24 protein-coding genes and 3 pseudogenes are annotated in these 24,694 nt (G+C 64.3%); 16 read left to right on the top strand and 11 right to left on the bottom strand.

Annotated features, from left to right (window positions below):
• Position 1 precedes the first annotated feature (1 nt).
• The 3 genes from AB0M45_RS31160 to AB0M45_RS31150 all read left to right on the top strand — a co-directional run bounded on the left by AB0M45_RS31160 (position 2) and on the right by AB0M45_RS31150 (position 2,711).
• On the top strand, positions 2–856 hold the full coding sequence (locus tag AB0M45_RS31160) for an SMP-30/gluconolactonase/LRE family protein (protein WP_364336540.1): 855 nt from the start codon (positions 2–4) through the stop codon (positions 854–856).
• 544 nt (positions 857–1,400) lie between these two features.
• Positions 1,401–1,724, top strand: a complete 324-nt coding sequence (locus AB0M45_RS31155) for a putative quinol monooxygenase (protein ID WP_364336538.1) — start codon at positions 1,401–1,403, stop codon at positions 1,722–1,724.
• A gap of 327 nt (positions 1,725–2,051) precedes the next feature.
• The gene (locus tag AB0M45_RS31150) at positions 2,052–2,711 is read left to right on the top strand and encodes a transcriptional regulator (RefSeq protein WP_364336562.1); all 660 of its coding nucleotides are present in this window, start codon (positions 2,052–2,054) and stop codon (positions 2,709–2,711) included.
• Between the two features lie 380 nt (positions 2,712–3,091).
• Here AB0M45_RS31150 and AB0M45_RS31145 read toward each other — a convergent pair whose 3' ends face one another.
• The 3 genes from AB0M45_RS31145 to AB0M45_RS31135 form a co-directional block, all read right to left on the bottom strand.
• Positions 3,092–3,490, bottom strand: a complete 399-nt coding sequence (locus AB0M45_RS31145; RefSeq protein ID WP_364336536.1) for a PPOX class F420-dependent oxidoreductase — start codon at positions 3,488–3,490, stop codon at positions 3,092–3,094.
• Between the two features lie 210 nt (positions 3,491–3,700).
• Positions 3,701–4,177 carry a DUF1772 domain-containing protein gene (locus AB0M45_RS31140; protein ID WP_364336534.1) on the bottom strand — a complete coding sequence of 159 codons (477 nt, stop codon included), beginning with the start codon at positions 4,175–4,177 and terminating at the stop codon, positions 3,701–3,703.
• Between the two features lie 678 nt (positions 4,178–4,855).
• Entirely contained in the window at positions 4,856–5,428 is a 573-nt protein-coding gene (locus tag AB0M45_RS31135) for a TetR/AcrR family transcriptional regulator (protein ID WP_364336532.1), read from the bottom strand.
• Positions 5,429–5,748: 320 nt separating this feature from the next.
• Between AB0M45_RS31135 and AB0M45_RS31130 the strand changes: the two genes are divergently transcribed.
• Both AB0M45_RS31130 and AB0M45_RS31125 read left to right on the top strand, forming a co-directional pair.
• Positions 5,749–5,937 (top strand): hypothetical protein, encoded by a 189-nt coding sequence (locus tag AB0M45_RS31130; protein ID WP_364336530.1) that lies wholly within the window; start codon positions 5,749–5,751, stop codon positions 5,935–5,937.
• A 5-nt stretch (positions 5,938–5,942) separates the two neighbouring features.
• Complete coding sequence (locus AB0M45_RS31125) at positions 5,943–6,299, top strand: alpha/beta hydrolase (RefSeq protein WP_364336528.1); 357 nt, start codon at positions 5,943–5,945, stop codon at positions 6,297–6,299.
• Between the two features lie 73 nt (positions 6,300–6,372).
• Here AB0M45_RS31125 and AB0M45_RS31120 read toward each other — a convergent pair whose 3' ends face one another.
• Positions 6,373–7,437: an S-adenosylmethionine:tRNA ribosyltransferase-isomerase gene (locus AB0M45_RS31120; RefSeq protein ID WP_364336526.1), complete on the bottom strand. Its 1,065-nt coding sequence runs from the start codon at positions 7,435–7,437 to the stop codon at positions 6,373–6,375.
• Positions 7,438–7,456: 19 nt separating this feature from the next.
• Here AB0M45_RS31120 and AB0M45_RS31115 point away from each other — a divergent pair, with 19 nt between their 5' ends.
• Entirely contained in the window at positions 7,457–7,783 is a 327-nt protein-coding gene (locus AB0M45_RS31115) for a hypothetical protein (RefSeq protein ID WP_364336524.1), read from the top strand.
• 95 nt (positions 7,784–7,878) lie between these two features.
• Here the strand turns inward: AB0M45_RS31115 and AB0M45_RS31110 are convergent, their stop codons facing one another.
• On the bottom strand, positions 7,879–8,214 hold the full coding sequence (locus tag AB0M45_RS31110; RefSeq protein ID WP_364336522.1) for a helix-turn-helix domain-containing protein: 336 nt from the start codon (positions 8,212–8,214) through the stop codon (positions 7,879–7,881).
• Positions 8,215–8,597: 383 nt separating this feature from the next.
• Between AB0M45_RS31110 and AB0M45_RS31105 the strand changes: the two are divergent.
• Together AB0M45_RS31105 and AB0M45_RS31100 are read left to right on the top strand one after the other, a co-directional pair.
• Positions 8,598–8,882: pseudogene (locus AB0M45_RS31105) on the top strand (LuxR family transcriptional regulator); the annotation flags it as partial.
• A 49-nt stretch (positions 8,883–8,931) separates the two neighbouring features.
• A pseudogene (locus AB0M45_RS31100) lies at positions 8,932–9,750 on the top strand (alpha/beta hydrolase); the annotation flags it as partial.
• Here AB0M45_RS31100 and AB0M45_RS31095 read toward each other — a convergent pair.
• Together AB0M45_RS31095 and AB0M45_RS31090 are read right to left on the bottom strand one after the other, a co-directional pair.
• Positions 9,728–10,558, bottom strand: coding sequence for an ATP-binding cassette domain-containing protein (locus tag AB0M45_RS31095; protein WP_364336560.1), 831 nt, complete (start codon positions 10,556–10,558; stop codon positions 9,728–9,730). The pseudogene AB0M45_RS31100 and the gene AB0M45_RS31095 overlap by 23 nt on opposite strands.
• A gap of 435 nt (positions 10,559–10,993) precedes the next feature.
• A pseudogene (locus tag AB0M45_RS31090) lies at positions 10,994–11,456 on the bottom strand (ATP-binding cassette domain-containing protein); the annotation flags it as partial.
• 267 nt (positions 11,457–11,723) lie between these two features.
• Here AB0M45_RS31090 and AB0M45_RS31085 point away from each other — a divergent pair.
• From AB0M45_RS31085 to AB0M45_RS31065, 5 genes are all read left to right on the top strand, one after another.
• A complete protein-coding gene (locus tag AB0M45_RS31085; RefSeq protein WP_364336520.1) occupies positions 11,724–11,864 on the top strand; it encodes a hypothetical protein in 141 nt (46 codons plus the stop codon).
• 85 nt (positions 11,865–11,949) lie between these two features.
• Positions 11,950–12,603 carry a hypothetical protein gene (locus tag AB0M45_RS31080; protein WP_364336517.1) on the top strand — a complete coding sequence of 218 codons (654 nt, stop codon included), beginning with the start codon at positions 11,950–11,952 and terminating at the stop codon, positions 12,601–12,603.
• A 3-nt stretch (positions 12,604–12,606) separates the two neighbouring features.
• The gene (locus tag AB0M45_RS31075) at positions 12,607–13,008 is read left to right on the top strand and encodes a hypothetical protein (RefSeq protein ID WP_364336515.1); all 402 of its coding nucleotides are present in this window, start codon (positions 12,607–12,609) and stop codon (positions 13,006–13,008) included.
• A 211-nt stretch (positions 13,009–13,219) separates the two neighbouring features.
• Entirely contained in the window at positions 13,220–16,219 is a 3,000-nt protein-coding gene (locus tag AB0M45_RS31070) for a tetratricopeptide repeat protein (protein WP_364336513.1), read from the top strand.
• A gap of 2,454 nt (positions 16,220–18,673) precedes the next feature.
• Entirely contained in the window at positions 18,674–19,111 is a 438-nt protein-coding gene (locus AB0M45_RS31065; RefSeq protein ID WP_364336558.1) for a GtrA family protein, read from the top strand.
• Between the two features lie 52 nt (positions 19,112–19,163).
• On the opposite strand, the gene AB0M45_RS31060 is transcribed toward AB0M45_RS31065, so the two are convergent.
• Entirely contained in the window at positions 19,164–19,742 is a 579-nt protein-coding gene (locus AB0M45_RS31060; protein ID WP_364336511.1) for a CBS domain-containing protein, read from the bottom strand.
• Between the two features lie 469 nt (positions 19,743–20,211).
• A complete protein-coding gene (locus tag AB0M45_RS31055) occupies positions 20,212–20,877 on the bottom strand; it encodes a hypothetical protein (RefSeq protein WP_364336509.1) in 666 nt (221 codons plus the stop codon).
• 82 nt (positions 20,878–20,959) lie between these two features.
• Here AB0M45_RS31055 and AB0M45_RS31050 point away from each other — a divergent pair, with 82 nt between their 5' ends.
• The gene (locus tag AB0M45_RS31050; RefSeq protein ID WP_364336507.1) at positions 20,960–21,565 is read left to right on the top strand and encodes a hypothetical protein; all 606 of its coding nucleotides are present in this window, start codon (positions 20,960–20,962) and stop codon (positions 21,563–21,565) included.
• Positions 21,562–22,056, top strand: coding sequence for a hypothetical protein (locus AB0M45_RS31045; RefSeq protein ID WP_364336505.1), 495 nt, complete (start codon positions 21,562–21,564; stop codon positions 22,054–22,056). Before AB0M45_RS31050 ends, AB0M45_RS31045 begins: the two co-directional genes overlap by 4 nt.
• Before the next feature lie 151 nt (positions 22,057–22,207).
• On the opposite strand, the gene AB0M45_RS31040 is transcribed toward AB0M45_RS31045, so the two are convergent.
• On the bottom strand, positions 22,208–22,609 hold the full coding sequence (locus tag AB0M45_RS31040; protein ID WP_364336503.1) for a hypothetical protein: 402 nt from the start codon (positions 22,607–22,609) through the stop codon (positions 22,208–22,210).
• A 354-nt stretch (positions 22,610–22,963) separates the two neighbouring features.
• Between AB0M45_RS31040 and AB0M45_RS31035 the strand changes: the two genes are divergently transcribed.
• The gene (locus AB0M45_RS31035) at positions 22,964–23,194 is read left to right on the top strand and encodes a hypothetical protein (protein ID WP_364336501.1); all 231 of its coding nucleotides are present in this window, start codon (positions 22,964–22,966) and stop codon (positions 23,192–23,194) included.
• A gap of 14 nt (positions 23,195–23,208) precedes the next feature.
• Here the strand turns inward: AB0M45_RS31035 and AB0M45_RS31030 are convergent, their stop codons facing one another.
• On the bottom strand, positions 23,209–24,384 hold the full coding sequence (locus tag AB0M45_RS31030; RefSeq protein ID WP_364336499.1) for a cytochrome P450: 1,176 nt from the start codon (positions 24,382–24,384) through the stop codon (positions 23,209–23,211).
• Positions 24,385–24,694: the final 310 nt, after the last annotated feature.

The raw sequence follows: 24,694 nt of genomic DNA, 5'->3' as shown, positions 1-24,694 counted from the left end.
GATGACACCGAAGACGGATGTGTGCGAAGCCGTTGTCGACGATGCCGAACTCGGGGAAGGCCCTACCTGGGACGTCGCCGCCGGTCGGCTGCTCTGGGTGGACATTCTCGGTTGCCGCATACACAGCTTCGATCCGCAATCCGGTGCGGACTCACACATGGCCACCGACCAGCATATCGGCGCGGCGAAACCGTGCCTGACCAGCGGACTGGTAACCAATATGCGCGACGGGATCGGTCGCTACGACGCGGCGAACAACTTTCACTGGCTGCACCACAGCCCGGTTCCTGGCCGTCGGGGGAATGACGCCGCAGTCGCGCCGGACGGCACACTGTGGGCGGGCACCATGCGCTACGACGAAAGACCAGGCGGCGGTACGTTGTCGCGCATCATGCCAGACGGAACGGCCATCCTCGTACTCGACGACGTTACAGTCAGCAACGGCATCGGCTGGAGCCCCGACGGACGCCGAATGTACTTCGTGGACACGCCAACCCGGCGTATCGATGTTTTCGACTACACGCCCGACGGCGCATCCGGCCGCACGCCATGGGTGCAAATAGAACCAGGAGCGGGATTTCCGGACGGGCTCACTGTCGACGCCGACGGTGCCGTATGGGTCGCCCTCTGGGACGGTGGTTCGTTGCGCCGCTACACCTCGCAGGGTCGGCTGGACCGCGTCGTGCCGCTACCTGTTCGCAGACCTACGGCCTGCGCGTTCGGCGGTGACGGCCTGTCGGACCTGTACGTCACGACGGCGCGGGTCGGACTCACCCACCCCGACCCCCTGGCTGGTTCCTTACTCGTGCTTCCCGACATCGGGCAGGGCCTGCCTCAGCCCGCCTTCGGCGGCTGAACACCTGAAGAGCACTCCGGGCTTTCGGATCGTGCCGTAGTGGTGGACACGGCGCAGCGCGACGTCGTCGACGCCGAGCACCGTCGGGACCGGCACTGCGGGATCACGTAGGGCTCTGATCTGCCGCAACAGTGTCATCCGGCTCACTGCGGCGGCCAGGTGCCGGGTGGGTTCCCCGGCAGTCCTGCTGGCCACAGGACTCGGCGGACTATAGCCGGAGACCCGTGCACTCGCACCGAATCCACCACATACACGTAGAACGACGTGAGACCTTGGATCCCGGGCTTCTCTCCAGGTCTCCACGGAACCCATGGGAGTGTCGGTGTTGTTCGATAGTCGCAGTGCCGTGCAGTTCGAAGTCCCTGATCCACGTGAATCCGGGCGCGATCGTCGCACCCGGATTCGGTGATCTGGCTGGAGGCTTCGTTCGGCTCTCCAACATCTAGTGGCCGTCCGACAATGGGATGTTCGCAACGATCACCGCCCGACACCAGCGGGAGTCGGGTTGTGTCGCGGCAGCCCGGTCAACCGTAGGAGGCGCGTGATGATCTTCATCGTCGTCAAATTCAAGACCAAGCCGGAAATGGCGGATGAATGGCTCGACATCGTCGGCCCGTTCACCGCCGCCACTCGAGCCGAGGAGGGCAATCTCTGGTTCGACTGGTCTCGCAGCGTCGACGACCCGACCGAATTTGTCCTGGTGGAGGCATTCCGAGACCAGGCCGCCGGCAGTGCACACGTCGGCAGCGCCCACTTCAAGGCCGCAATGGCCGAACTTCCCGCGGCCCTCGCGCAGACCCCGCGCATTATCAGTCAGACCATCGATGCCACCGACTGGTCTGAGATGGGGGAGATGACCGTCGAATAGCCGCTTCTGCCGAACTCCGCACCGCGGCCCGGCCTCGCTGGCGTGGTGCGCGTTCTTGCGACTGTCTCGATGACGGGGTCGGCAGACGCACTTCGGCGGGCGGTGGGCTGTTTGCAGCGGTCGGCCGCGACGGCATGGTGTCAACCATGCTATACGTCCCGCTGGGTGCAGTTGGCGGTGCAGCAGTGACCCGGAATCGTCTCTGACCTGAACCTTTCGACAGGTGCAGCGACGCCGGTCCGTTCCGCGCATCGATATCCCTTTCCGAAGTTCTCCTGGCTTGAACAGGGGCGCGAAATCAATGTCAGTGTCCAAGTTTTGAATGCGGTGGCGCGGACGTTGTCGTTGGATGCGGCGGAGAAGGCGCATTTGTATCGGTTGGCGGATGTGCCGACGGTGCCAGTGGCGCATGCGGTTACGGCGCTGCCGGAGGAGTTGCAGGTGATTTTGGATCATCTGCAGCCGTTGCCGGGTGTGGTGTTGAATGCGCGGTATGACGTGCTGGCGCACAACAAGTCGTACGAGGCGTTGTGCCCGGGGTTTCTGCTGGGGGAGCGGAACGTGGCGCGACGGGTGTTCCTGCCTCCGGAGTGCTGCAATACCTATCACCATAATTGGGATGATCTGCGTCGGATGGTGGGGTATCTGCGTGGTGCGAATGCGAAGAATCTGGGTGATCCGGACTGGGAGCAGTTTATCGCCGAATTGTGTTCGGAGAGTGCGACTTTTGCGTCGTTGTGGGCGTTGAACGATGTGGCGGTTCCGGCGAGTCGGACAAAGCAGGTGCGGAATTTGGCGGTGGGGGAGTTCGAGATGTTTTTGACGAGTATGTCGTTGCCGTCGGTGCCGCATGCGTGGATGCAGGTGTATACGCCGGTGGATGAGGTGGCGTGGGGGAAGTTGCGGGCGTTGCTGGCGATGAGTCCGGAGGAGCGGCAGCGTCCGTGGGTGGAGCATCGCGAGCTGTATCACGCTGCGGCGGGGTGAATTCGCGGCCCGTACGGCGCGCTGAGCCAGGGCCCTCCAGTCCGTGGACGTCCTGGCTGGTTCGAGGCTCGTCGTGGTGGAAGGGGGCGGTCCGGACTGCGCGTTTTCGATCCTGGGTGTGGGTCTGGGTTAGTTCCTTTCAACATGCTGTCGACTGCGGAAGTCGTGGTGTCTGGGAAACGCAGTAGCCTGAGGCCATAGCGGGACCTCAGGCCCTCCGGATGGTGCGTGGCAGTCTTCCATGCCGGAGCCGGCTCGGCCGTACATCCTGTCCGATCGAGCGGGAATCCCTCTGGCGGTGGCGGTCTCGACCGCCGACGTCCATGATGTTCAAGAACGGTCGGTGACGGCCTTTCTCGAGGATCGCCCACGATGCCTGACTACTCGGTGCGGCGACTGGTGAAGTCGAAGGATCCGCCGTCGATGCCCCAGGAGATGACCCGCTCGGGGTGAATTCGGATGACCGCGCGTTCCTGGGGTTGGAACGGTGGCTCCTCGTCATCGAGCGCCTCGGCCGTGCCGCGTACCTCGATGCCGCGAATCACGTAAGGCTCCGATGAAACCTGTTGGTCGATGACGAACGACACCCGGCTGCCCGCCTCGACATTGCGGTACTTCCGACTGGCACGCATTCGCATGCCCCCGATGTCGATCGTGCCGTCGGCGTTCACCCGATAGCTGGTCGGGTTGTTCTGCACAACGCCGTCGGGCGACACCGTGGCCAGCCGACCGATCCCGGCCTCCGCGAGGAACTGCTGTTCGTTGCTGGTGAAGGTCATGTCAGTTACTCCTCAGTGAACTCGATATCAGGTGTCCCCCCGGCGATCAGCCGGAAGTTGTCGGGTGCGGGAAGCGCAAGCTGTTGCCTGCCGCATCCCGCGCGTCTTGCGTCGGCGGTTCAGCGGGACCGCGACATCGCGGAGGATGGCTACCTCCTCCGATCTCGATCCCAGCTTCGCTGGTGACGAACTCGTATGGCGGCTGGGAGATCAGAACAGGATCAGCGCGGCGCACAGTCCGGCAATGGCAATGAACTGCAGGGTGACCCGGTACTTCAGAATGCTGTCCCACTTGTCCTGCAGCGCACGGGCATTGGCCGGAATGATGCCGCTTTGCGCAGCGGCCGTCTGCTGAGAATTGATCGGCTTGGCGATGCTGACATAGAAGGCGAGCCAGGTCAGCAGCGCCGCCACCGTGATCCCCGCCGCGACAGCGGCGCCGATCTGCCCGGCCCACAGCGCGATCAGCAGTGTGAGCATCGCGGTGACCACACCGCCCGCACCGGCAACCGGCATGCGCTTGTCGCCATAGTAGTGACCCCATCCCGCACTCATGGTCACGGTCGCGTCATCGAGCTTGCGGTACACGGACCGGGTGATCACGGCCCCGCAGACGTCGGTGCCATAGACGATGGCATTGGAGAGAACAGCGGCGGCGGCGATGATCTGGCCGGTGACAATGAGCATTTTCGGCTTCCCTTCTCAAATTCTAGCAGGGCTAGATACTGGAGCAACGGTAACATTCATCCGCTATCTTGTCTAGCATTGCTAGATCTCGGATCGCTACCGCGGGATCGCGCTCGGGTCGGCAAGCTGCACTTGCCCGTTACGGCCGAGCAGGCGCTGCCGCCGGCAACCCGGTCACCGAGCGCTGGCAGATCTTTCGGTCTGCTGGCTCCGTTGGTGGGTTCTGGGGCTCATCGCGGGTCCCGGTCCTCATCGACCGGGTTTCGGGCAGCCTGACCGCGCCGAGGTCGGCGATCGACGGCACCTGGCAACCCCCGCCTTGACGCCGGTGGGCTGACCTGCCGCCCAGTGAGGCGCCGCAGCTCAGGCGGCGGCATCACTGCCACGCACTGAGGCCACCCGCAGAAACGCCCTCATCTGCCGCATACCGCGCGATGCGATCGGTCAAAAATGATCGTTTCTGACCCAAACTCGATTCGGCGCACCGGAATCGCGAAACCGCAGCTCGCCGAAATCGCGAATCGGGTCACAACCCGTGTGCGGAATCTGCGGGACGAAACCAGGGATGTCGGCCCTGTGGGGACGGTTCTGGGCATGACTCGGTTCGGATACGCGCGGGTCTCCACTCGTGGGCAGAAAGACGACTCCCAGATCGATGCGCTCACCAACGGCAGAGGCCTACCGGGTCCACTGGTCGACCAGCACCGCCAGGCGGGCGTCCCGCTGAGCCGGCCGCAGACGTCCACCGCGGTCCAGGGTCGCCAGGCCGTGCAGGGCGCTCCAGCCGACCTCGGTGAAGGTCTCCGGATCGTGCTCCCCCGCGAACGGTGCGAAGGCGGCGAACATGACGGCGAACGCGTCCCGCAGCGGCTGTGAGGCATTCTCGCCGAACGCGAGGTTCACCTTCATCAGGAACATCGCGTCGTAGAGCGCGGGCCGCGCGGTCGCGAAGTCGAGGTAGGACCGCGCCACCGCCGCCAACGCTGCGCGCGGCTCGCCGCCCGCGGACTCCAACGCCGCGCGGCTCCACGCGGCCATCTCCGCGATGCCTTCCTCGGCGACCGCCGTGACGATCTCGTCCTTGCCCGCGAAGTGCGAATACAGCACAGGCTGGCTGTATTCGATCCGTTCCGCCAGCCTGCGCACAGTAACCGCGTCCCAGCCCTGCGACTCGGCCAGCTCCCGAGCGGTGTCGATGATCAGCCGGTGCCGTTCGGCGCGTTCCCGTTCTCGTCGCGTCTGGGTCGACATAGGCCGACTATAGCATCGCTTGACAATCTAGTGTTACTAGATCTAGTGGTCACACTTCTCAATAGCATTGCTGGACACTCTGCCGCCGAAGGAACCGAACCGTCCGCCGTACAGCGTTGAAAACGACTGTTTCAGAGCGTTTACTTTCGCCCGGCGCAGCCACCCCCGCATCCGTCAGCTGACGCTGACTCCGACGTATTCACCAGGCCGCGGCGGACTTACGTCGATACCAGCGTCAGGTGACGGATGCGCCACCGACGCCCGGCGTACGAGAGTGGGATCGAACAACCTGCATCCACTTGCTTGAAGGGCGAAATCCCATGGTCGACAACGGATATGGCCGCGTTCGACGCCGCACGACCCGCGCGCTCACGGCACTCGCGGCCGGTGTTGCTGGCGGCAGCCTCATCGTCGCCTGCACCGCGAGCACCGTAACCCAGGCCGGCCCCACCGACGACGCACCGAGGCCGACCATCGTTCTCGAACACGGCGCCTTCGCCGAACTGTGAATCCGGTGCCGTTCGGCACTATCGACGGCGGCACCGGTACCGATCTCTACATCCAGCCCGACAAGTTCCGCGCCCAGTTCGCCGCCGATGTCCCTGAGGGCCGCGCCGCCCTCATGGCGGCCACACAGCGGTCGATCGCACAGGCCGCGCTCGAGGAGAAGGCGACGGCCGCGGCCTGGAACGAGAAACCCAGCTGGGACATCGTGACCACCAAGGATCTGAATATTCCCGTCGAGGCGCAACGATTCATGGCCGAACGCGCCCGCACGCACATCACCGAGGTCTACGCCTCGCACTCGGTCGCCGTCTCGCATCCGGATGTGGTTGCCGACGTCATCAAGCAGGCCGCCGCGGACAACTGACCCGAAAACTCGACCACCACAGGAGAACAGCTCCTTCGCCGCCTTCCGCGACCCGGATGGCAACGGCACGCGGCTACAAAATCAGCATGCTGTCACCGAACATGTCGAACTCGTATCCGCCGTTCTCCAAGATCTCGGAGTAGGAGCGCATAACGAGATCTTTGCCGGCGAAAGCCGCCGTGAGTACAATATGGCTGGACCGTGGCCTGTGGAGATTCGTCAGAAGTATATCCACGACCTTGAACTGGAATCCTGGATAAATATAGAGATCTGTCCAGCCCGTTTTAGGCTGAATAGCGCCCTTGGGCTCGTTGTGGAGTGCCAGTGTCTCGAGAGTTCGCATGACCGTCGTGCCAACAGCGATGATGCGTCGCCTCTCGGCCAGGGCTCGATTTATTTGCGCGGCCGACTCATCTCCGACCTCGAAGAATTCGGCTCTCACCTTGTGATTCTCGACCTCTTCCGCGCTGATATGACGAACTGCGAGGATTTCAGTGGCCCCTACATGGAGGGTAATGTAAGCAAGCTCAACCCCCTTGTCGGCAATGCGAGTCAGCAACTCTTCAGAGAAATGAAGGCCCGCCGACGGAATCTCTAGCGAACCAGGTTTCTTTGCGTAAACCGAGCGATAAGCCTCCGGTGCTGTCCGCCAGTACGTCGGATCGAGCGGAATTGTCTCGTCGCTGCGCCGACCGTATCGATGAAGTGCCTGTGTCAATCGCTCGGCGGACTCGAACTTCACCTTCCAGAGCTGGCCGGGCTGCGATTCGAGTAAGGCGCAGGTAAGCAGGTTGTCGTCGATTGATGTCAGGGTCGTCCCCTGCCTCAATTGTTGCCCGGCCTCCATTTTGACAATGGTCGCATCGTCAGGCTCGTGACCGTAAACGATCACGTCCACTGTTTCGTTATCATGCCGAAACGATAGTGTGTTCGACAGCATGTAGCTATCATTCAATACCAGTAGATCACCCGGCTGAAGATAGTCGTAAATAGTCGAAAATACCGTGTGCTCGATCGTCGCCGTAGAACGGTCGAGCACGACCATCCTTCCATCCTCGCGACGCTTGCCGCGCAACTCAACGGGATCCGATGGCATGACCCTTTCCCTCGGATTGAAATCGAACTCTGAAGTCTTCATGATGCTTCATCCTCCTAGTGTGCTGTGGTTCAGCTTTGCTAAGGGGTTCGTAATTTGGTCGAGTCAGGCGGTGATGCCGGCCAGGTGTGAGTCGCCGAAGAATCCGCGGACCAGATCGAAACCCGAGTCCCTGGATCGAGGCTTGGTACTAGGCATTGTTGTCGACGAGTTTCCGGAAGCTGGCATAGGGAAGAACAACTTCGGCCAGGATCTCCCGACGGTGTCGCTCCACATGAACGGCACGGCCGTGGCGTTCCGTCGGGTGACGCAGTCGCGGATCTGCGTGATCAGTACCTTCACCGGGCTGAAGGTTGCCGCAGCGGATCGACTGCACCCTTGCATGTAATCGATTGTAGCCCTTGGCATTTGGTTTATATTGAGATCAGCCGAAAATGCGCCGACCTGCGCGAGCCATGCTAGAAGCGGCTCAGGGACTGTGCGCTACAAGAGGTTTCGCCGGGACAGGGTGGCCGGCGTTGACGGAGCCTCCGACGGTCCGTCGCGTCCTCGTTGGCCTACGGCCAGGTGCACATCGCAGCGCTGCCCGAGGGGATCAACGGCCGACCTGCGGCAACCGACATCGCCCAGCCCCTCCAAGCCATGAGTGTTGAACCGGTGCAGGCGTTCACGCACCGTCTGTGGATGACAGCCCAACTCGTCTGCGATCACCGCCGTGGACTTCCCGTCCCAGCTCGCGGTGATCATCCGCGCCCGGCGAATCCAATCACCCGGAGCATGCCGAGCTCCAGCGATCTTACGAATCTTCCGCTCCTCCACCACATCCCGTGCAGGACGTGCCGACCAGCACCTTCGGCAGAACCCACCCCATCACCCGAAACAACAAGACCCACAACAAGATACATGATCATTGAGGAACGCAGCACCAGGCGAGGGACGATTCGACGACGCCTTCGACGACCTGAGCCGCCTCCATGATCCGCGCGACCCCTCCCATTCACCGGCTCTGCGTGCGTATTTCCTCGCCGAACTGGCCGAGGCCGCAGTCCGCGCCGGGCGGACCGACGCCCTGCGGGACCTGCTGAACGGACTGGAGCCGGTAGCTGCGTCCACACCGTCACCCGCTTGCATATCGGAATGCGTTATGCGCGAGGGGTTCCGCTACCGCTGCCGCGGAGGAGGGGTTCACCACTGCGCTGGCGGTGGACCTGGCGGGTTGGCCGGCCGAGCGCGGCCGCCTGCACCTGGCCTTCGGTGAATGGTTGCGACGGCAGCGCCGGGTGGTCGAATCCCGGACTCATTTGCGCACGACCAGAGAGGTTTTCGACGCTCTCGGCTTCGCCGCATGGAGCGAGCGGGCACGGGTGGAATTGCGCGGTGCCGGTGAATCGAGCCCGGACTGCAGCCTGGACGCCCGGGAGCGACTCACCCCGCATGAGCTGAGCATCGCGCAATTGGCGGCGCTGGGTCTGGCCAATCGGGAGATCGGGCAACGGCTGTATCTGTCGCACCGGACGGTCAGCACCCATCTGCACCGGACAACCCGTGATTCTGGTGCACGGCTGGCCCTACGACCCCTACGCCTACGCCGATGTCGGGCCACTGCTGGCGGCCGCCGGATACCGGGTGCTCCTCCCGTTCCTGCGTGGCTATGGCCCGACCACCTTCCTGTCCGCGCAGACCGTCCGCAACGGTCAGCAGTCGGCGATCGCGCGCGACATCATCGATTTCATGGACGCCCTGCATATCGACAAGGCCATCCTCGGCGGATTCGACTGGGGCGCACGGACTGTCGATATCATCGCCGCGCTGTGGCCACAGCGCTGCAAGGCGATCGTCGCGGTGAGCGGATACATCATCACCCAGCAGGCGGCCCAGCAGCAGCCGCTGATGCCGGAGGCCGAACTGGGCTGGTGGTACCAGTACTACTTCGCCACCGAACGCGGACGGCTCGGCTACCGCAAGAATCGGCACGACTTCAACAAGCTGATTTGGCGGCTCGCCTCGCCCCAGTGGAATTTCGACGACGCCACCTACGAGCGCAACGCCGTCACCTGGGACAACCCCGACCACGTCGATATCGTCATCCACAACTACCGGTGGCGGCTGAGCCTGGCACCGGGCGAACCGCAATACGACGCCTACGAACAGCAACTCGCCGCCGAAGCCGCCATCACCGTGCCCGCCATCACCATCGCCAGCGATTTCGACGGCGCGGCCAAAGACGGAAAGTCCTACCGCGCCAAATTCACCGGCCCCTACGAACACCGAGTCCTCGACGGCATCGTCCACAATGTCCCGCAGGAGGCCCCGCACCCGTTCGCCCAGGCCATCATCGACGCCGACCACATGTGAAGACCGCCGGAGCCGTGATTTCCCACCCGCCCCGGTGGCCTCGCCAACTCACGCCAGCTGCCTTTTGCTGACTGTTCAACGCGTCCCGCAGCCGCGTCGTTAGCCCCAGCTCAGGGACCCACGCGGTCGGAGGTGGCCGTTCGGAATCGAGTTCGACCACGGTATCGATGCGGATTCTGCGCAGGAACGGATAGTCGTGGCTGACGATCAGGAGAGCGCCGCGGTATTCGGCCAAGGCTTCGACGAGGTGGTCGACGGTGGCGATATCGAGGTTGTTCGTCGGTTCGTCGAGAATCAACAGCTGGGACGGGGGATCGGCAAGTAGCAGGCGAGCCAGCGAGACTCGGAAGCGTTCACCGCCGGAGAGTGTCGAGACGGGCCGTTCAACACTGTTCCCGCGCAGGAGCAGCCGGGCCAGCTGATTGCGGATGGTGGCTGGCGGCGTGGTGGCCGCCACCGTGTGGACATTCTCGAGCGCACCGACCTGTTCGTTCAGTCCGTCCAGGCGTTGCGGGAGATATCCCACCCGGTGGGTGTACAGAGTGCCGCGTCGCGGATCGCGACCCTCGAGGAGGTTCTCGATCAGTGTGGACTTCCCGGCGCCGTTGGGGCCGATCAGGGCGACCCGTTCCGGGCCCTGGATCACGACAGTACGGTCACCGTCGCGCAGTTCCGCGATCCGCCTGCTGCGCGGCACATCGGGATCGGGCAGGTCGAGATGGATGTGTTCCGCGCGGCGGACCCGGATTGCCGCGGCATCGAGCACGCTCTGGGCAGCAGACACTTTGGCATCGAGAGTGGTGCGCATAGCTCCGGCCGAGCCCTGCGCCTTACTGGCGCGGTTTCCCGCCAGGAGCCGCGGGATGCCTCCGTTGCGCTGCGTCGCCTTGCCCGTGCGCTCACGCCTGGCCAGCTTGATCTCGGCCTCGATGCGTTGCCGCTTCTCGATTTTCAACGCCTGCTCGGCGGTGCGAGCCGCTTGCTGGGCCGCGGCCTGTTCCTGCTCGATGTACTGTCGCCAAGCGCTGTAGGGTCCGCCGAACGTCTCCAGTGTCGCGCCGTGCAATTCCGCGGTGGTATCCATATGCTCGAGCAGTTCGAGATCGTGGCTGACCACCACGAGGGTTCCCGGCCACGAATCCACGAATCCGTTCAGCGCGGCCCGGGTTTCGCGGTCGAGATTGTTCGTCGGCTCGTCGAGCAGGGTGATCGGCGTGCGTCGGATCCGCAGTCCGGTGATCGCGATGAGAACCGCCTGGCCCCCGGAGATCTCACCGACCATGCGTTCGAGATCGGCTGCGCTGAAGCCGATCTCGCGCAGAGCTTCGTCCGCGCGGGATTCGATATCCCAATCGTCGTCGATTGTTTCGAAATGCGCCTCGTCGACCTCACCGGCCTCGACTGCGCGCAGGGCCACGAGTTTGTCTGCGATGCCGAGTAAATGCGCGACGGTGGTGTCGCAGCCGAGGGTGAGCGTCTGCGGCAGATAACCCACTTCCCCCGGTGGTTTCGATGAGTCCGGAGGTCGGTGTGAGAGTTCCGGCGATCAGGCGCAACAGCGTCGACTTACCAGCGCCGTTGCGGCCGACCAAACCGATGCGCCCGCTGCTGAATGCGCCATTGATGCCGTGCAGCGCGACGGTCCCGTCGGGCCATTCGAAGATCAGGTTCCGCAGGGTGATCGCTGATTGCGTGGATGTGGACATGAGTTGGCTCTTCCTGCTCACGAAGGAGCGGCTGCGAGATACGAGAGAGGTCTCGAGCAGCAGGCGAAGGCGGCGGGCGTGACGGCACCGGCGACGAGACTACGCCGGATCAGGCGCAGGGAACACGCAACAGTGGCCGCGCTCGATGGGACACGCGAAGGCACATTCGAGCGAAAGGCGGAATGTGAAATCGGAGACGCCGCCTTCGACTGCGCGGCTAGAGTCTGTCGACCTCGATGAGCACGTGACCGCATTACCATCCGGTATGTGGCACTGACCGTGAAGGCGGCGCACCTGCGCCGCGACGGGCCGGGAGAGGTGACGCTCGACGATATCCGGGCGCTCACCAGCACCAGCAAGAGGCAGATCTTCCACGTTGCGGTCATCGCCGACGGCATGAGTGTGTGATCTGCCGTGATCCTCGCGGGCGGATCCGCTGGAAGGCCTTGCGGAAGACGCCATCCGTCGGGCAGCGTACGTTTAGTATCCCGGTATGCGCCGTTGGAGGTGGCTACGGGCCGCGCTGTGTCTGGTCGTACTGGGCGCCGGTGGATGTATCGGGGCGGTCGACCGCGGCGACTTCGAACAGGATTTGCGGGCGCGGGGCGGCGGTCTGGTGAACGGGCTGACGGATTCGGCGGTCACCGCGGTGGGAGAGCATCTGGGAACCGCTGATTTTCAGGCGAATGTCATCCTGCTGACCGCGCCGAATTCCACGCGGTTCCGCGTGGTGCTGCTCGATCAGCCGGACCAGGTGACTCGATTCTTCTCCGCGTGGCCCGATCCCACCGCACGGCAAGCGGCCGTGCGATTGCGGGTGCGCGATCCGGGCGGTTCCCGCCGGCTCGACGACTACTCGTTCACGCTCGGTGCGCTGAGTGCGCCACAACCGGTGCGGGTTTCGGCCTTCGATGACATCGACGGCGAGGGTTTCGCGGTCAGCGAGGTGCCGGGACTCGCGCGTATCGAGGACATCGTCGATACCGCCCTGGCTCGCAGCGAACTCGCCGACGGCCAGGTCAGCGTGATCGTCGTGAGCCGTTTCGGCCGCGAGATCCGAATCGTCGCGAACGTGACCTCCCCGCGGACGGATATGGTCGCCGAGTTCGACCGCACCGGCGCGTTCCTTCGAATCCAGCAGGTATGAGCCATGGCGAGACTGCTCACCGCCGCATTGTCGACCGGTGTCGGCGTCGGCATGTTCAGCACCGTCGTGCCGGTATCGATCTGGCCCGGTGAAGCGAAACTCACCGCGCCGCTGTTCTGTTCGGATCCCTACCGCGAACCCGTTGTGGTATCCGATACCTTCCACGACTCCGAGGGCACCTCGGTCAACTACACCCTCTACTGTGTGACCGACCGTGGCGCGGTCACCGACGAGGGATTCATCCTCCCGTTCCTCGTCCTGTTGGCAGTGCACATCGCGATCATCACCACGGTGGCCTTCCTTGCCGGACTGCGGATACGTCGCAGCACCCCGCCCCCTGCCGATCCGCAGTCCATGGCATTCAAACCACCCGTCTACGGAGCACACGAGCCCGACCCCATCTGACTGCTCGGATTCTGAACGGTTCACTACCCACGCACAAGCATCATCAGTGGACGGAGTCACACGGCAACAGGCGGCGGATCGAGTGTCGGCGGAGTGCTGCTCCCAAGCTACGCGCCGTGCCCGGACCCGCTTGTCACCATGGCGTCCCCGGCTCGGTCGGCTTGTCCCAGTTCGGTTGTGCGCCGGGTGGTTCGGCGTTCATAGTGGCACGATGGCGGACCGGTATGCGTTGATCGTCGGATCACAGTGCGCGGCGCTGCCACGCCTGGGATTCGTCGAAGAACTTGCGCTCGAATTGCACGCCGCGTTGACGCGGGGTGGCGGATGGAAATCAGTAGGCGGCGGTGGGCCTTTATTGAACCCGACCGTTGCGGAGTTGAAGGCGGAGATCAAGAAAGCGTTCGCGGTCGCGAACGCGTCGAGCGCGACGTTGCTGATCTTTTTCCTCGGCCATGGCTCGAGCGTCGGGGCGCAGGATTTCCGGCTGCTCGCGGCCGATTCGCCCGGGCTGAGCGCAGACTCGGACACTGCCGTGCATCTGACGCAGACGATTCGGGAACGCCTCGGCGAATGCCAGTCGTTGGACGGTCTCGTGGTGCTGGTGGACGCGTGCGAGGCCGGTGCGGGTGTCGCCGGTGCGGCGGCGCGCTGGCCGGATATGCTGACCATAGACGGTCGATTCGAGTTGTTGGCCGCTTCCGGCGACCACAACGCCTACGACGGGTGCTTCACCCGTACCCTGCTCGACATGTTCGCCGCCGGTATACCGACTGCCGGCTCGCAACTGCTCTGTATCGATCTCGTCGATGACCTTGCTGGTGCATGCCCGAACCAGATCCCGCACCACACCTCGCACACCCGCGGCTCCCCCGTGCGAACGGGTGTAGGCGACCGCGGGCTGTGGCTGGTCCCGAATCCGGCATTGAACCGCAACGCCGTCACCGGCCAGGCTGCCGCCGGCTTTGTCGACCAGCTCACCACCAGCGTGCTGATCACCGAAACCGTCCGAGACGCGCTTCAGGCCATCCTCGACGCCCGCGCGGCGCCGCTGCGGCTGGTCCTGGGTGCCCCGGGGGCCGGAAAGTCGACGTTGCTGTCGTTGTTGATCCGCCCGAACCTTGTCGACGATCTGGATATCAACGAAAAGTACGTCACTGCAGCCGTTTTTCTCGATACGACCAGTACCCTCGACTCGCTCGCCGCCGACCTCGCCGCACAACTCGACACACGCCTACCTGGATACACGGCGACACGCGACGCTGTCCGTAAGGCTCTCACCGATCAGGAACGAGCAACACTTACCGGGTTCGATATCGACATCACCCGTACCCTCCGTCGGTGCGGGAAGCGCGTAACGCTCGTCATCGACGGCCTCGACCAACCCGAACTCGGTGCCCGGCGCATCATTCTGGCCGCGATCCGGCGCCTGACCACCGCCGACGCCGCCCGGCCGCCTGTACACGTCATCGGAGGTGTTCGCACCGGAACTGACGCTGAGCATACAGCCGAACTCGGTCACGGCATCCGCATCCATCTTCCCGCACCCACCGCATGCGACCTCCGCCGAGCCCTCTCCGCCGCGGCAGTGGACGACACCGTAGGGCTCGACCGTCTCCTGGATGCTTCGGTCGCGGGTGGCTGGCTGATCGCCAGACTCCTTACCGAGATCGATTTCGCCACCCTCGCGAGCGAGCCGAGGCGGCCGACCAGCCTGGCCACTCTCATCAAGGTGAAGCTCGGTAGTATCGGTCGGCGCGCGACCGACCCGAGCGCTGCGTACGCTACAGTCAGGGTGCTGCTTGCAGCCGGAGTCGGACCGATTATGCCGATCTCTGTCCTCAGTGCCACGCTCACGCTTATCGGGCACGACCTACCGCTTCCCCGGCTCCGAGACATACTTGTCGACCTCAGCATCCTGATTTCTCGTGGCAGACCCGGTCAACCCGACGAAACGGTCGGCATCATCCACACCGAATTCGCCACCCTCCTGCGTGGCCTGCTCGACACCGCGGAGGCTGACGGTGCTGCGATCCACCGAGCGATCATCACTGCCCTCGACACGCTCGCGGAAGGAAACGCTGCGGGCTCGCGCGCGATCGCAGCCTATGCGAGCTCGTCACTGCCGCGTCACTACCTCGCGGCCGGTGATCCAGTTGGCGCGCTCGCGGCTCTCGAGCAAAGCAATTTGGATCGGGCCGCAGATAACCAACAGCGTTGGGCTAGCTGGCTGCCCGAGTTCGAAAGGGTTCTCGGTGCCGAGCATCCGCATACGCTGCACGTCCGTAGCGGCCTCGCGCGTTGGCTCGGCGAAAGTGGTCATGTCGTTTCGGCTGTGACGGAGTTCGAGAAACTTCTCATCTGCCGCAAACGGATTCTCGGGCCGGATCATCCGAACACCCTCACCACGCGCAGCGATCTCGCGTTGTGGCGCGGTCGCAGCGGTGATGTCGTCGCCGCCGTCGAAGAGTTGGAGGCACTGCTCGTCGATCGATCGCGAATTTCGGGGCGCGATCATCCCCACACTTTCACGACGATCAGCGACCTCGCTTACTGGCGTGGGCAGTCAGGAGATGTCACTGGTGCCATCGCAGATCTTGACCGCTTACTCGACAACAGGCTGAGGGTGCTCGACCCGCGCCATCCTGACATTCTGACCATTCGAGGCCTGTTGGCTTCCCTGAGGGGCCGGGGCGGGGATATAGCCGAGGCGATCAGCGATTTCAAGGCGTTGCTCGCCGACAGGCGACAGATACTCGGACCTGAGCACCCTGACACGCTGTCAACGAGAGGCGATCTCGCATTCTGGCTGGCCCGCAACGGTGACGTCGATGATGCGGTCGCGCAATATCGCACACTGCTCGTCGAGAGGCAGAAAGCCCTCGGATCCGACCACCCGGACACCCTGAGAACGCGTGGAAGCGTCGCATTTTGGCAGGGTGCAAGCGGTAGCCCGATGGCAGCGGTCGCAGAGTACCGGAAGCAGGTCGAGGAACGACGAAGGCTGCTCGGCCCAGATCACGCCAACACGCTGCGCGCGCAGGAAAATCTGGCTGGCTGGCTCGGTGCCAGTGGCGACATGGACGGCGCGATCGCCGAGTACGAGGAGCTGCACGCAATCAGGCTTCGGCTCCTCGGTCCGAGTCATCCGGCAACCATCGCTGCAAGCCGTGGAATCGTATTCTGGCGTTCGATCCAGAAGGAGCACAAGTGACCATCTCGGTTTCGTGCTCAGACGCCGAGTTCGATCCTGCTCGAGTTGGCACCTCCTCCTACCGAGGCATGCTCGACCTGGTGACCTTGCTGATATGGCTTTGAGGACGCACAGTAGCCCCAGGAGTGAGTGCCGCTTGGGCGCAGGTCGAAGGTGGCTGGGATGCCGAGCTCGTGGAAGCGGTCGCGCAGGGATCTTTGTGCAGCGGTCCGAGACGGCCTCGAGAACGCCGCCGACGACCAACTGGTCCACCAGCTTCGCGGGATTGCCGTCGATCCCCATGCTGTCCGGCTCGTCCAGCGGGCCCGCCTGCCCGTTCCGGCGGCCACGTAGATCGTCGTGCCGCGCAGCCGATCCGCGTGTACGTACGGGTCGTTGGCCACCCAGGCCGGATCGCCCGTATTGCTTTCGGTCGGCGTGGGTGCGGTGGCGTTCGTTATCCATACTCGGGGTTCGGGCTGGGACTGGCTGCAGCGGTATTACTGGGAGTGGCCGCTGCTCTTACAATGTGGATGTTCTGGTGGTTCGGACCTCTCTGATCTCGATGCCCTTCTCGTCGATGCTTCCGTTGACGTCTCCGAGCTTGTGCTCGGCGCTGCCCGAACTATCCTTGCGCCGCTCGACGCGCGCAGGCTGATCGAGCGGGGTTCTCGGCGCGTGAACAGTTCTGAGGCAGGGAAGCTCGGGACGCAGAAGTTCTACCATTGGCAGTACTGTGCTCGAGGCTGGATCTCCTCCCGGCCGGCCGGATGTGTAAGACATGCTGCTCCGCCAACTCTCGCGCGCGATGCCCGTGGGCGGCGCATACCGACTGTCTTGTCGAGATGTCGTGTTCCGAGGGACGGCTGTGGTCGTGCGAGCCGATGACGAGCGGAACGGCGATGACGTATTCGGTGGTCGGCAATACCGAACGTCAACCAGATGCTGGTCCGCCGTGCTGCAGGCACCCATCCGGATCCACCTCTCCGCGCGCACACTCAGTGGTGTCAGATCGACTGGCATCGCGCTCGGTTGAGGGGCCAGATCGACGAGTGGGTGAGCTGAGCGACGCCTTGTCCTCCACCGCATCGGCGTCTCGGTGTGCCGGCTTGGTGTGGAGACCCGCCGGTCGCGGGCCGACTTGGAGCGAACCAACCTCCGCAGCTGTAACAGCGACTTAGAGTTATCCGCTATGTGAGGTAGGCATCGGAAAGCCGTGAGCAGGTCGCGGCATGTTGGCTGTTGGTCTGACTGGATAGCTGATGCGGGTGCAACCGAACTGGCGTGACCCACACAAGCCCCGCAGGGGCCCCGGGGGGTGGAGGGTGCCCACCCCCCGGGTGGGTGGGACGCCCGCGGGGGGTGGGCACCTCGACCCAGCTCGGACGGTAACGGATTCCCGGGGCGGACATGACATGAATCGACTCAGAGTCGCGATGAAGGCCACCTCGGGGGCGGCGTTGCGTCACGGCGATCTGCGACAATGCTGCGGGGCGTCCAGCAACCAACTCGAATAGCGCGGTGACACATCGGAATCCGCGTCTTATCCGGTTGCCGGTGCCGCGACACCACCGACCGAGACATACCGGCGGCGTCTGCGCCTCACCAACTCGGCCCCGGAATCCGAACCACCGGATACAGCGGCAACCAGCTCTTTCGCCCTGCACTCCTGGTGCTCGAGTATCCGCGGTATTGGTGGCCGCCGGTGGAGCACACCGCCGCCCGGTCAGTCCAACTCTGCCGCGTCAGCTGGACCCCGGACGGTGCTCGCGCGCTGCACCGCTGCTGCGGCTCTCCGTTCCCGGGCCTCCAGCGTGATCGGCCGCGGCATCCAGCAACGGCGCCGCTCCGAAGGAACCACAGGCACATCGCATCCCGGAGGGATGGCTTGGAGTCTGTTCAGGGTGAAATCAGGCCGTCGAGATACAGGTTGGCAAGCCTTCTGCCTCGATAGGCCACCTCCTCGAGAAACAGGAAGGGGTGCCGATGAGTTTCGACCCTACGGTGTGGGTCTGGACGCTTATCAGGTCGATCATCACCGGCCAATCGGTCGGCGCCGGCACTGGCAGTAGCTAGCGCTCGCTTTACGCGGTCATGCACGGAGCATTACCCGTCACTGTCGTATCCGGCGACCGCACGCTTCTCCCGGCTGCGGCGGTAGGCGGCTGACCCAAGGCCGCCAGTCTCAACGCCGCGAAGCGCGCCAACCGACCGTGGTTCGGTTGGCGCGCTTTGTCGTTGCCTTACCGCTGCCGATGATCCCGTGTAACACGGACCGGTGCCTGTTCGCCCGCCTTGTCCGCTGTGACCAGGCAGGACACCGTGTCAGGCCGGCGTCAGGCCGGTGTCAGCCGGGCTGGCGACAGTATTCATGTGAACAGCACAGCAATTGCGGCTTCCGGACTGCGAAAGGCATACGGGGACAAGACGATCCTCGATGGCATCGATCTGCCTATCGGTGCTGGGCCCTGCTCGATGCTGCGCACAGAATGCCTCAACCGACTGGCCCGCGCGATGCGGTATCTGCGCGGTGATCACGCCTTCGCCCAGCTGATCCGCTTCGCTCTGGTCGGGGGCTCCAGCAACATTGCCTATGTCCTGCTGTTCATGGCCACGATCGGGATCGGTCCGCTGGTCGCCAATATCGCCGGCTCGATCGTCAGCACGGTGATCGCAAACGAACTGCACCGGCAGCTCACCTTCCGCGCGGCCGGACGGGTCGGCTGGTTCACCGCACAGTGGGAAGGCGGCGGGCTGGCGCTGATCGGCCTGCTGATCAGCACGGCGGCGCTGGCCGGTCTCGAGTTCTGGGCACCCGGCCTCGGGGAGACCGCACAGGCGGGCGCCGTGATCGCCATCATGGGAGTGGTCGGCGGTATGCGCTTCGCGGCGCTGCGCGGCTTCGTCTTCTGAAAGGGTCTTCAGACACCTCGAAGGTTGAATTCACTGTTATGGGCACCCCGGGTCAGTGCGCGGGTGCGGCCGCAGCGGCCGGTGTGGTCGCGATGCGGATACAGGGCACTGTACGGGTCAGGGCGATGGCGATGCGCCGTTCGGATTCGTCGGCGAACCGGCCGGAAATGGTGGCGTCGCCCTCCTCGACGGTGACCTGCCACCGCCGTGCACCGGCGTATTCATCGAGGAGGTTCTGGGCATCGGCCGCGAGTGCATCGTCGGGCGTGAGCATGATCCGTAACGCGTCGCCGCGGCTGAACATTCCGACCACGCGGCCGTTGGCATCGACCACTGGTAGACTGCGCAGTCCGTGTGTTGCCAGCCTGCTCGTCACCTCGGCCAGGGCCGCGCTGCCAGGGACCGACACCGCCGGTGTGGTCATCACCGCACCGACCGTGTCCTCGAGTTCGCCGGCCCGCAAGAGGTCACCGCTGGTGAGTACCCCTATGAGGCGATCGTCCTGGTCGAGAACAGGCAACGCCGCGTAGCCCGATTCGGTGAGCATCAGCGCCGCCTCACGTGCCGTGTTGTTGTGCCGCACGGCGATGATCGGTCTTTGCATTACCTCGCATTCCTGCATGTTCTTCATTCCGTTCAACTCCGTTCAGTGTCCGGGCCGGGCATTTCGCTGTGGCGTCGCGCGAGCAGTTCGGGCGATGCGGTCCGAAGCCGACTACATGCTTGTGTTGTCATCCCAGACGCCTCCGGTGCCGGTCATTTGTGTCCTTCCTGGCTGGGGTACAAGTGTCGTCAGGGGCGGGCCAAGGCGGCGATGCCGCCCCTGACGACGCGCAGGCCCTGGTGTCGGGCCGGGTCTCAGTCGCTCGGATCTACGGGTATCGCAGGTATCTGTGCGGGATCAGCGCAGCGGATCGGATTCGCGCGGTGCGTCAGGTCCCGCAATGTGCGTCCTCGGCGGCAATGGCCGGCTGCGGTCGATCCGATCGATGCTCACGGCAGGCCTTGGCCGCCCTCCTCGGTAGCGTAACGGCGACAAGGCATTTCGAGAGGGTGTTCGCGCCCTTGGTTTGCGGTGCGGGCCGGGAGGGCGCCTTTGCTCAGACGAGGGCAGCGCGGGTTTGCGCGTAGGCGATGACATCTTCTGCGTAGGTCGAAGCATCTCGTTCGGCGAAGCACTTTCGGAGCTGGTCGCATGCGTCGTCGAGGTGTGGTCCCGGCCCCCGATCCGCGAGCAGGACGACGATCGCCTCCAAGGTCCGGCTCCGCGGGGTGGGTTGGGTCAGCAGCTCGTCGAGATACCGATCCGGCTCCACCAGCCGTAATGCTCGGCGCGCGTAGGCGTGTACGCGCCGGGGCAGCTCGGCACGGATGGCGTCGATGTCGGTCTGCAGCACGTGCTGGCCCGGTTGTTCCGGGTCGAGCCGCAGGGACCACATTGCGGTCAGCGCGTCCGGCAGGGCGTGGGTGTCGATCAGGCCGGGGCCGGTCGCTTTTTCCAGCGGTGTGGGCGGTATGCCCAGCCGCGCGTTGCGCCAGTTGCCGAATTCCCACCAGCCCGTTGGCGTGGCGCTCAGATCCAAGCCGAAACTGAGCACCTGCTGTCCGCCGGTCCATGTGCGGGCAACCCGGGTGCGGCTGACGGACGCGACACCGCCGGTTTCGACCCGTACCCATGCGGGTTCGGAGCCATGAAACCCATACGACTGCAGTAACTTTCCTGCTTCACGTAGCAGGCGGCGCAATGCCGAGTCAGGCCTGACCATGACGGCAGACTAATGACGAGTCCCGACAGATTACCGCCACAGGTAGTGCGCGCCCGACTTCCTGGAGGATCGCAAGCCGCCAATGAGCAGCCAGGGCCAATCGCCGAAGTGGTGCTCAGCCGGGCTTTCGCCTGATTTCTATCGGCTCTGGGGATCGGCGGCGGTGAGCCAGCTCGGCACCGCGCTCGGCACCGGGGCGCTGCCGTTGATCGCGATCCTGGTCGTGCACGCGTCGGATCTGCAGGTGCCGTTGATAGCGGCGTTGTCGGGGATCGCCGCAGCTGCCTCGCTCTGCCGTTGGGGCCGTTTGTCGAGTTGTGCTGCAAGCGCGCGGTTCGGGAGTTCGCTGATGCTCACCGGCCCGCTGATGACTCTGCTGATATTGCGGGAACTGGGCTTCACCATGGCAGTACGGTTTGGCCCTCGGCCTTCAACACCGTCAAGCGTTACGCCCGCACTCCCGAACCCGACCAGCTGCGCCGCCCGCCCCTGCCTGGTCGACCGCTATCGCGACCACTTGCGCACTCGCCGGGCCGCCGAACCCGGCGTCCCCGTGCTGCACCTTTTCCACGAGATCAAAGACCTCGGCTACACCGGCAGCATCAACCTGCTGCACAAGTACCTCAACCAGGGCCGCGCCGAGAGCGACCGGATCGCGCTGTCACCGCGTTTACCTCCTGGATCATGACCCGGCCTGACGATTTGTCCGACGGACGCCGCGCTCACCTCGATCAGCTCGTCGCGGCATGCCCGGAGATGACCGATCTAGCCCGGCTGGTCGCCGAGTTCGCGCACCTGATGACCGAGCGCCGCGGCAGCGACCTGGACTCATGGATGAAACAGGTCCGCGAGGCCCGGCTGCCCGAACTCGACCCCTTCCTGCGCGGCCTCGACCAGGACCACGACGCTGCGATCGCCGGTCTCACACTGCCCTACAGCAACGGTTCCTGCTCGCCTAGCATCGACCACCACCGGAAATGCACCAGAGCCGGAGATCAGACAGTCCCGGCCTGGATCGCCGAGCGCTTCGCACAGTGGACCGATCCTCGCTCGCAGATCAGTGACGAGCGGATGCTCACCGACATCTCGCAGTACTGGCTGACCGCCACCGCGGCTTCCTCGGCACGGCTGAGCCGCGCGGCGCCGCGGCGCCGCGACTTCTTCCGGTCTCTTGGCTGATCACCGTCTTCCCGGAATCGGTGCCGCCGTTCGCAAGACCACGCGCGCGCAGCGGGCGGTGCCCGCCTCCGAGATCGGACAGGTGGAAGCTGTAGTGCCCTTTCCTTGGCGGACAAGACAACCGGCGAATCTCCTCAGCGGCATGTTTCTGTCACAGCGTCGAGCCGCTGGGCACCTTGGGAGCGTTCGGGTTGTAGATCACGGCCTTGAAATACGTGATGCCGGCCGGTTCGGTCGGCATCACGTCGGGCCCAGGTGTGATCTTGCTGTCCGTGACCAACGGTGGGCAGTCCACGCCCGCGACATGCACGGTCTCGTGCGGCCGTACGACCACGTTGAAGGGGGTTTCGGTTTTCCATGCCGTACCTATGACTCGGCAATGCTGCCATGCCTCGACGAGATAGGTGTCGTTCGTGTCGTTGCGGCAAGTGGTGTCGGAACACGACACGCCGGGTGGGAAGGGTTGAGCATGTGCCTGCGGGGCTGGCCCGGCGACAGTAGCCGTGAACACGGAGGCCGCCATTCCAGCGACAGTCAGAACTCGTTCGAACATGTTAATTGTCTACCTCAGCCTTGGAGCGAAAAACGGTGACAGCCGCCAGCATTCGATCATGCCGGTCGGCCGGCTGCGACGACCGGCCCGTGGAAGTGCGCTGGTGGACTCGCGCAGACACATCTCGATCATGCGCATCCGTCCGTGCCACCTCGGGTAATCTCCGAGCGGCGGCCTGCGTCAGCAGTTGTCGACCGTGTTCAGGTGGCCCATTGCGGGCCGGATCAGTAGGAAGCCGCTGCTACGCCTCGTCGGACTGCATCATGCTGGTGCTCGGCAATTGGTGCCGACGCTACCTGGTGAGGGTTTCATCTTGTGCACTGCTGCACCCCAGGACGACCGAGGGAGAGCTTCATGTCGGCGAAACACCACACCTACCTTGTCCGTCTCGATCCAGGAATGCTCGGCGACAGCGCCACCCCGCGGGGGATTCGGATGGAGTTCTTCGACTGGCTGGAGACGGTGGGCGCGGAGGTCGTCCAGCTCGCCGGCACTGATCGAGTCGTCGTGTCCTCCTCGCAGGAGGTAGCCGACCAGATCAGAGAATTCGAATATGTCCTCGATATCGAGCAATACAGCGGGTAGCCGGTGCATGCCCTTTATCCGGTGTTCAGCGGCGAGGTAGGCGGGAAGGTGACCGGCAACTCGGTCAATGCCCTGTGGAAGGGGCCTGGTCGCCAGTTGGGTGTTCGGTCGGGCAGGTTCAGTTCGATCTCTGGCAGCGCGTCGAGGAGTTGGTCGATGGCGTCTTGGGCGATCAGATAGGCCAGGGTTCGCGCTGGGCAGGCGTGCGGGCCGAGGCCCCAGGCCAGATGGGAGCGGTTGCCGGTCAGGTTGTCGGTGCGGATCGCGGGGTCGTTGTTGCAGGCGGCCATACTGATGACGACGGGCTGGTGTGCGGGCAGCCAGACGCCATCGATGAGGATCGGCTGGCGGGGGTAGGTGATCAGCAGGTTCGCCAGTGGGGGGTCGTTGAACAAGACCTCGTCGAGGGCGTCGCGGGACGACAGGTTGCCGCCGAGGATGCTGTCACCGAAGCGCTCGTCGGTGAGGATCAGCAGCAGGGTGTTGGCGATCAGGTTCAGCTGGAATTCGATACCGGTGCCATAGACCTGGGATACGTGATGGGAGGCCTCTACGTCATCCAACCGGGCGGGATGCTGGAGCAGTACCGAGGTTATGTCGCGTTGGGGTTCGGCCCGCTTGAGTGCCACCAGCCTCATCAGCGCCTCCCCGAGCAGCTGGTTGCCCTTCTCGGCGTCGACACCTTCGAGCAGAGCGGCTGTACCGGCGGCAACCTGAGCACCGATCTCCGGAGGGGAACCGAGCAGATAGTTCACGACTTCGAATACCAGCGGGAACACATACTGGCGGATCAGGTCGGCAGATCCGTCCTGGCAGAAGGAGTTGATCAAGGGGATGGCGAGTCCCTCGACGGTGGCGTGGAGGGCATACAGGTCGACCTCGTCGATGCTCGTGGTGATCGCCCCACGGTAGCGGGCGAAGTCGGCACCGGTGCTACGACTGGCCATGGGCCGCCACTCCAGGAGTGGGAGAATGGGGCAGTCGGCGGGAATGTTCTTCTGCCAGGCGCGTGGGTCGGCGGGAAAGTGCTCGGGATCATTGAGGATCCGCACCGCGGTGCTGTAGCCGATCACCAAGGTAGCCGGTACGCCGGGCGCCAACTCCACCGGAGCCAAAGATCCATAGCGCCTGCGCATTTCGCGGTAGACACGGTGTGGATCAGCCGCGAATTCCGCCGAGTAGATGGCCACCCGCGGGCCGTCGAAATCGATCGGAGAGCCGTGGAGGACCGGGCAAGACTGAGCCGGAACCTGAGACTGCGGCGTACTCAAGGAGTAAACTCCCAACTGTTCGTAGGCACTACACGACTGCTGAAGTCCCGCTTCTGACGCAGACGCTGCGCTGGAGCGAGTTACCGGATTTACGCTGGAACCGGTCGATGGTATAGCGCGCTGGAAGAAGCATCGTCATCGCACACGAAAACCTGCCCCACAGAAGGCCGTTCGAGCAGCGTGGGGGCGGGGGTGCGGCCGGGCGCGAAGCAGGGGTGGGGGATTGTGA

The organism is Nocardia sp. NPDC051787, from assembly GCF_040681325.1.
In the GTDB taxonomy this organism is placed as follows: Bacteria; Actinomycetota; Actinomycetes; order Mycobacteriales; family Mycobacteriaceae; genus Nocardia.
This window is presented reverse-complemented; position numbering and strand designations above follow the sequence as displayed.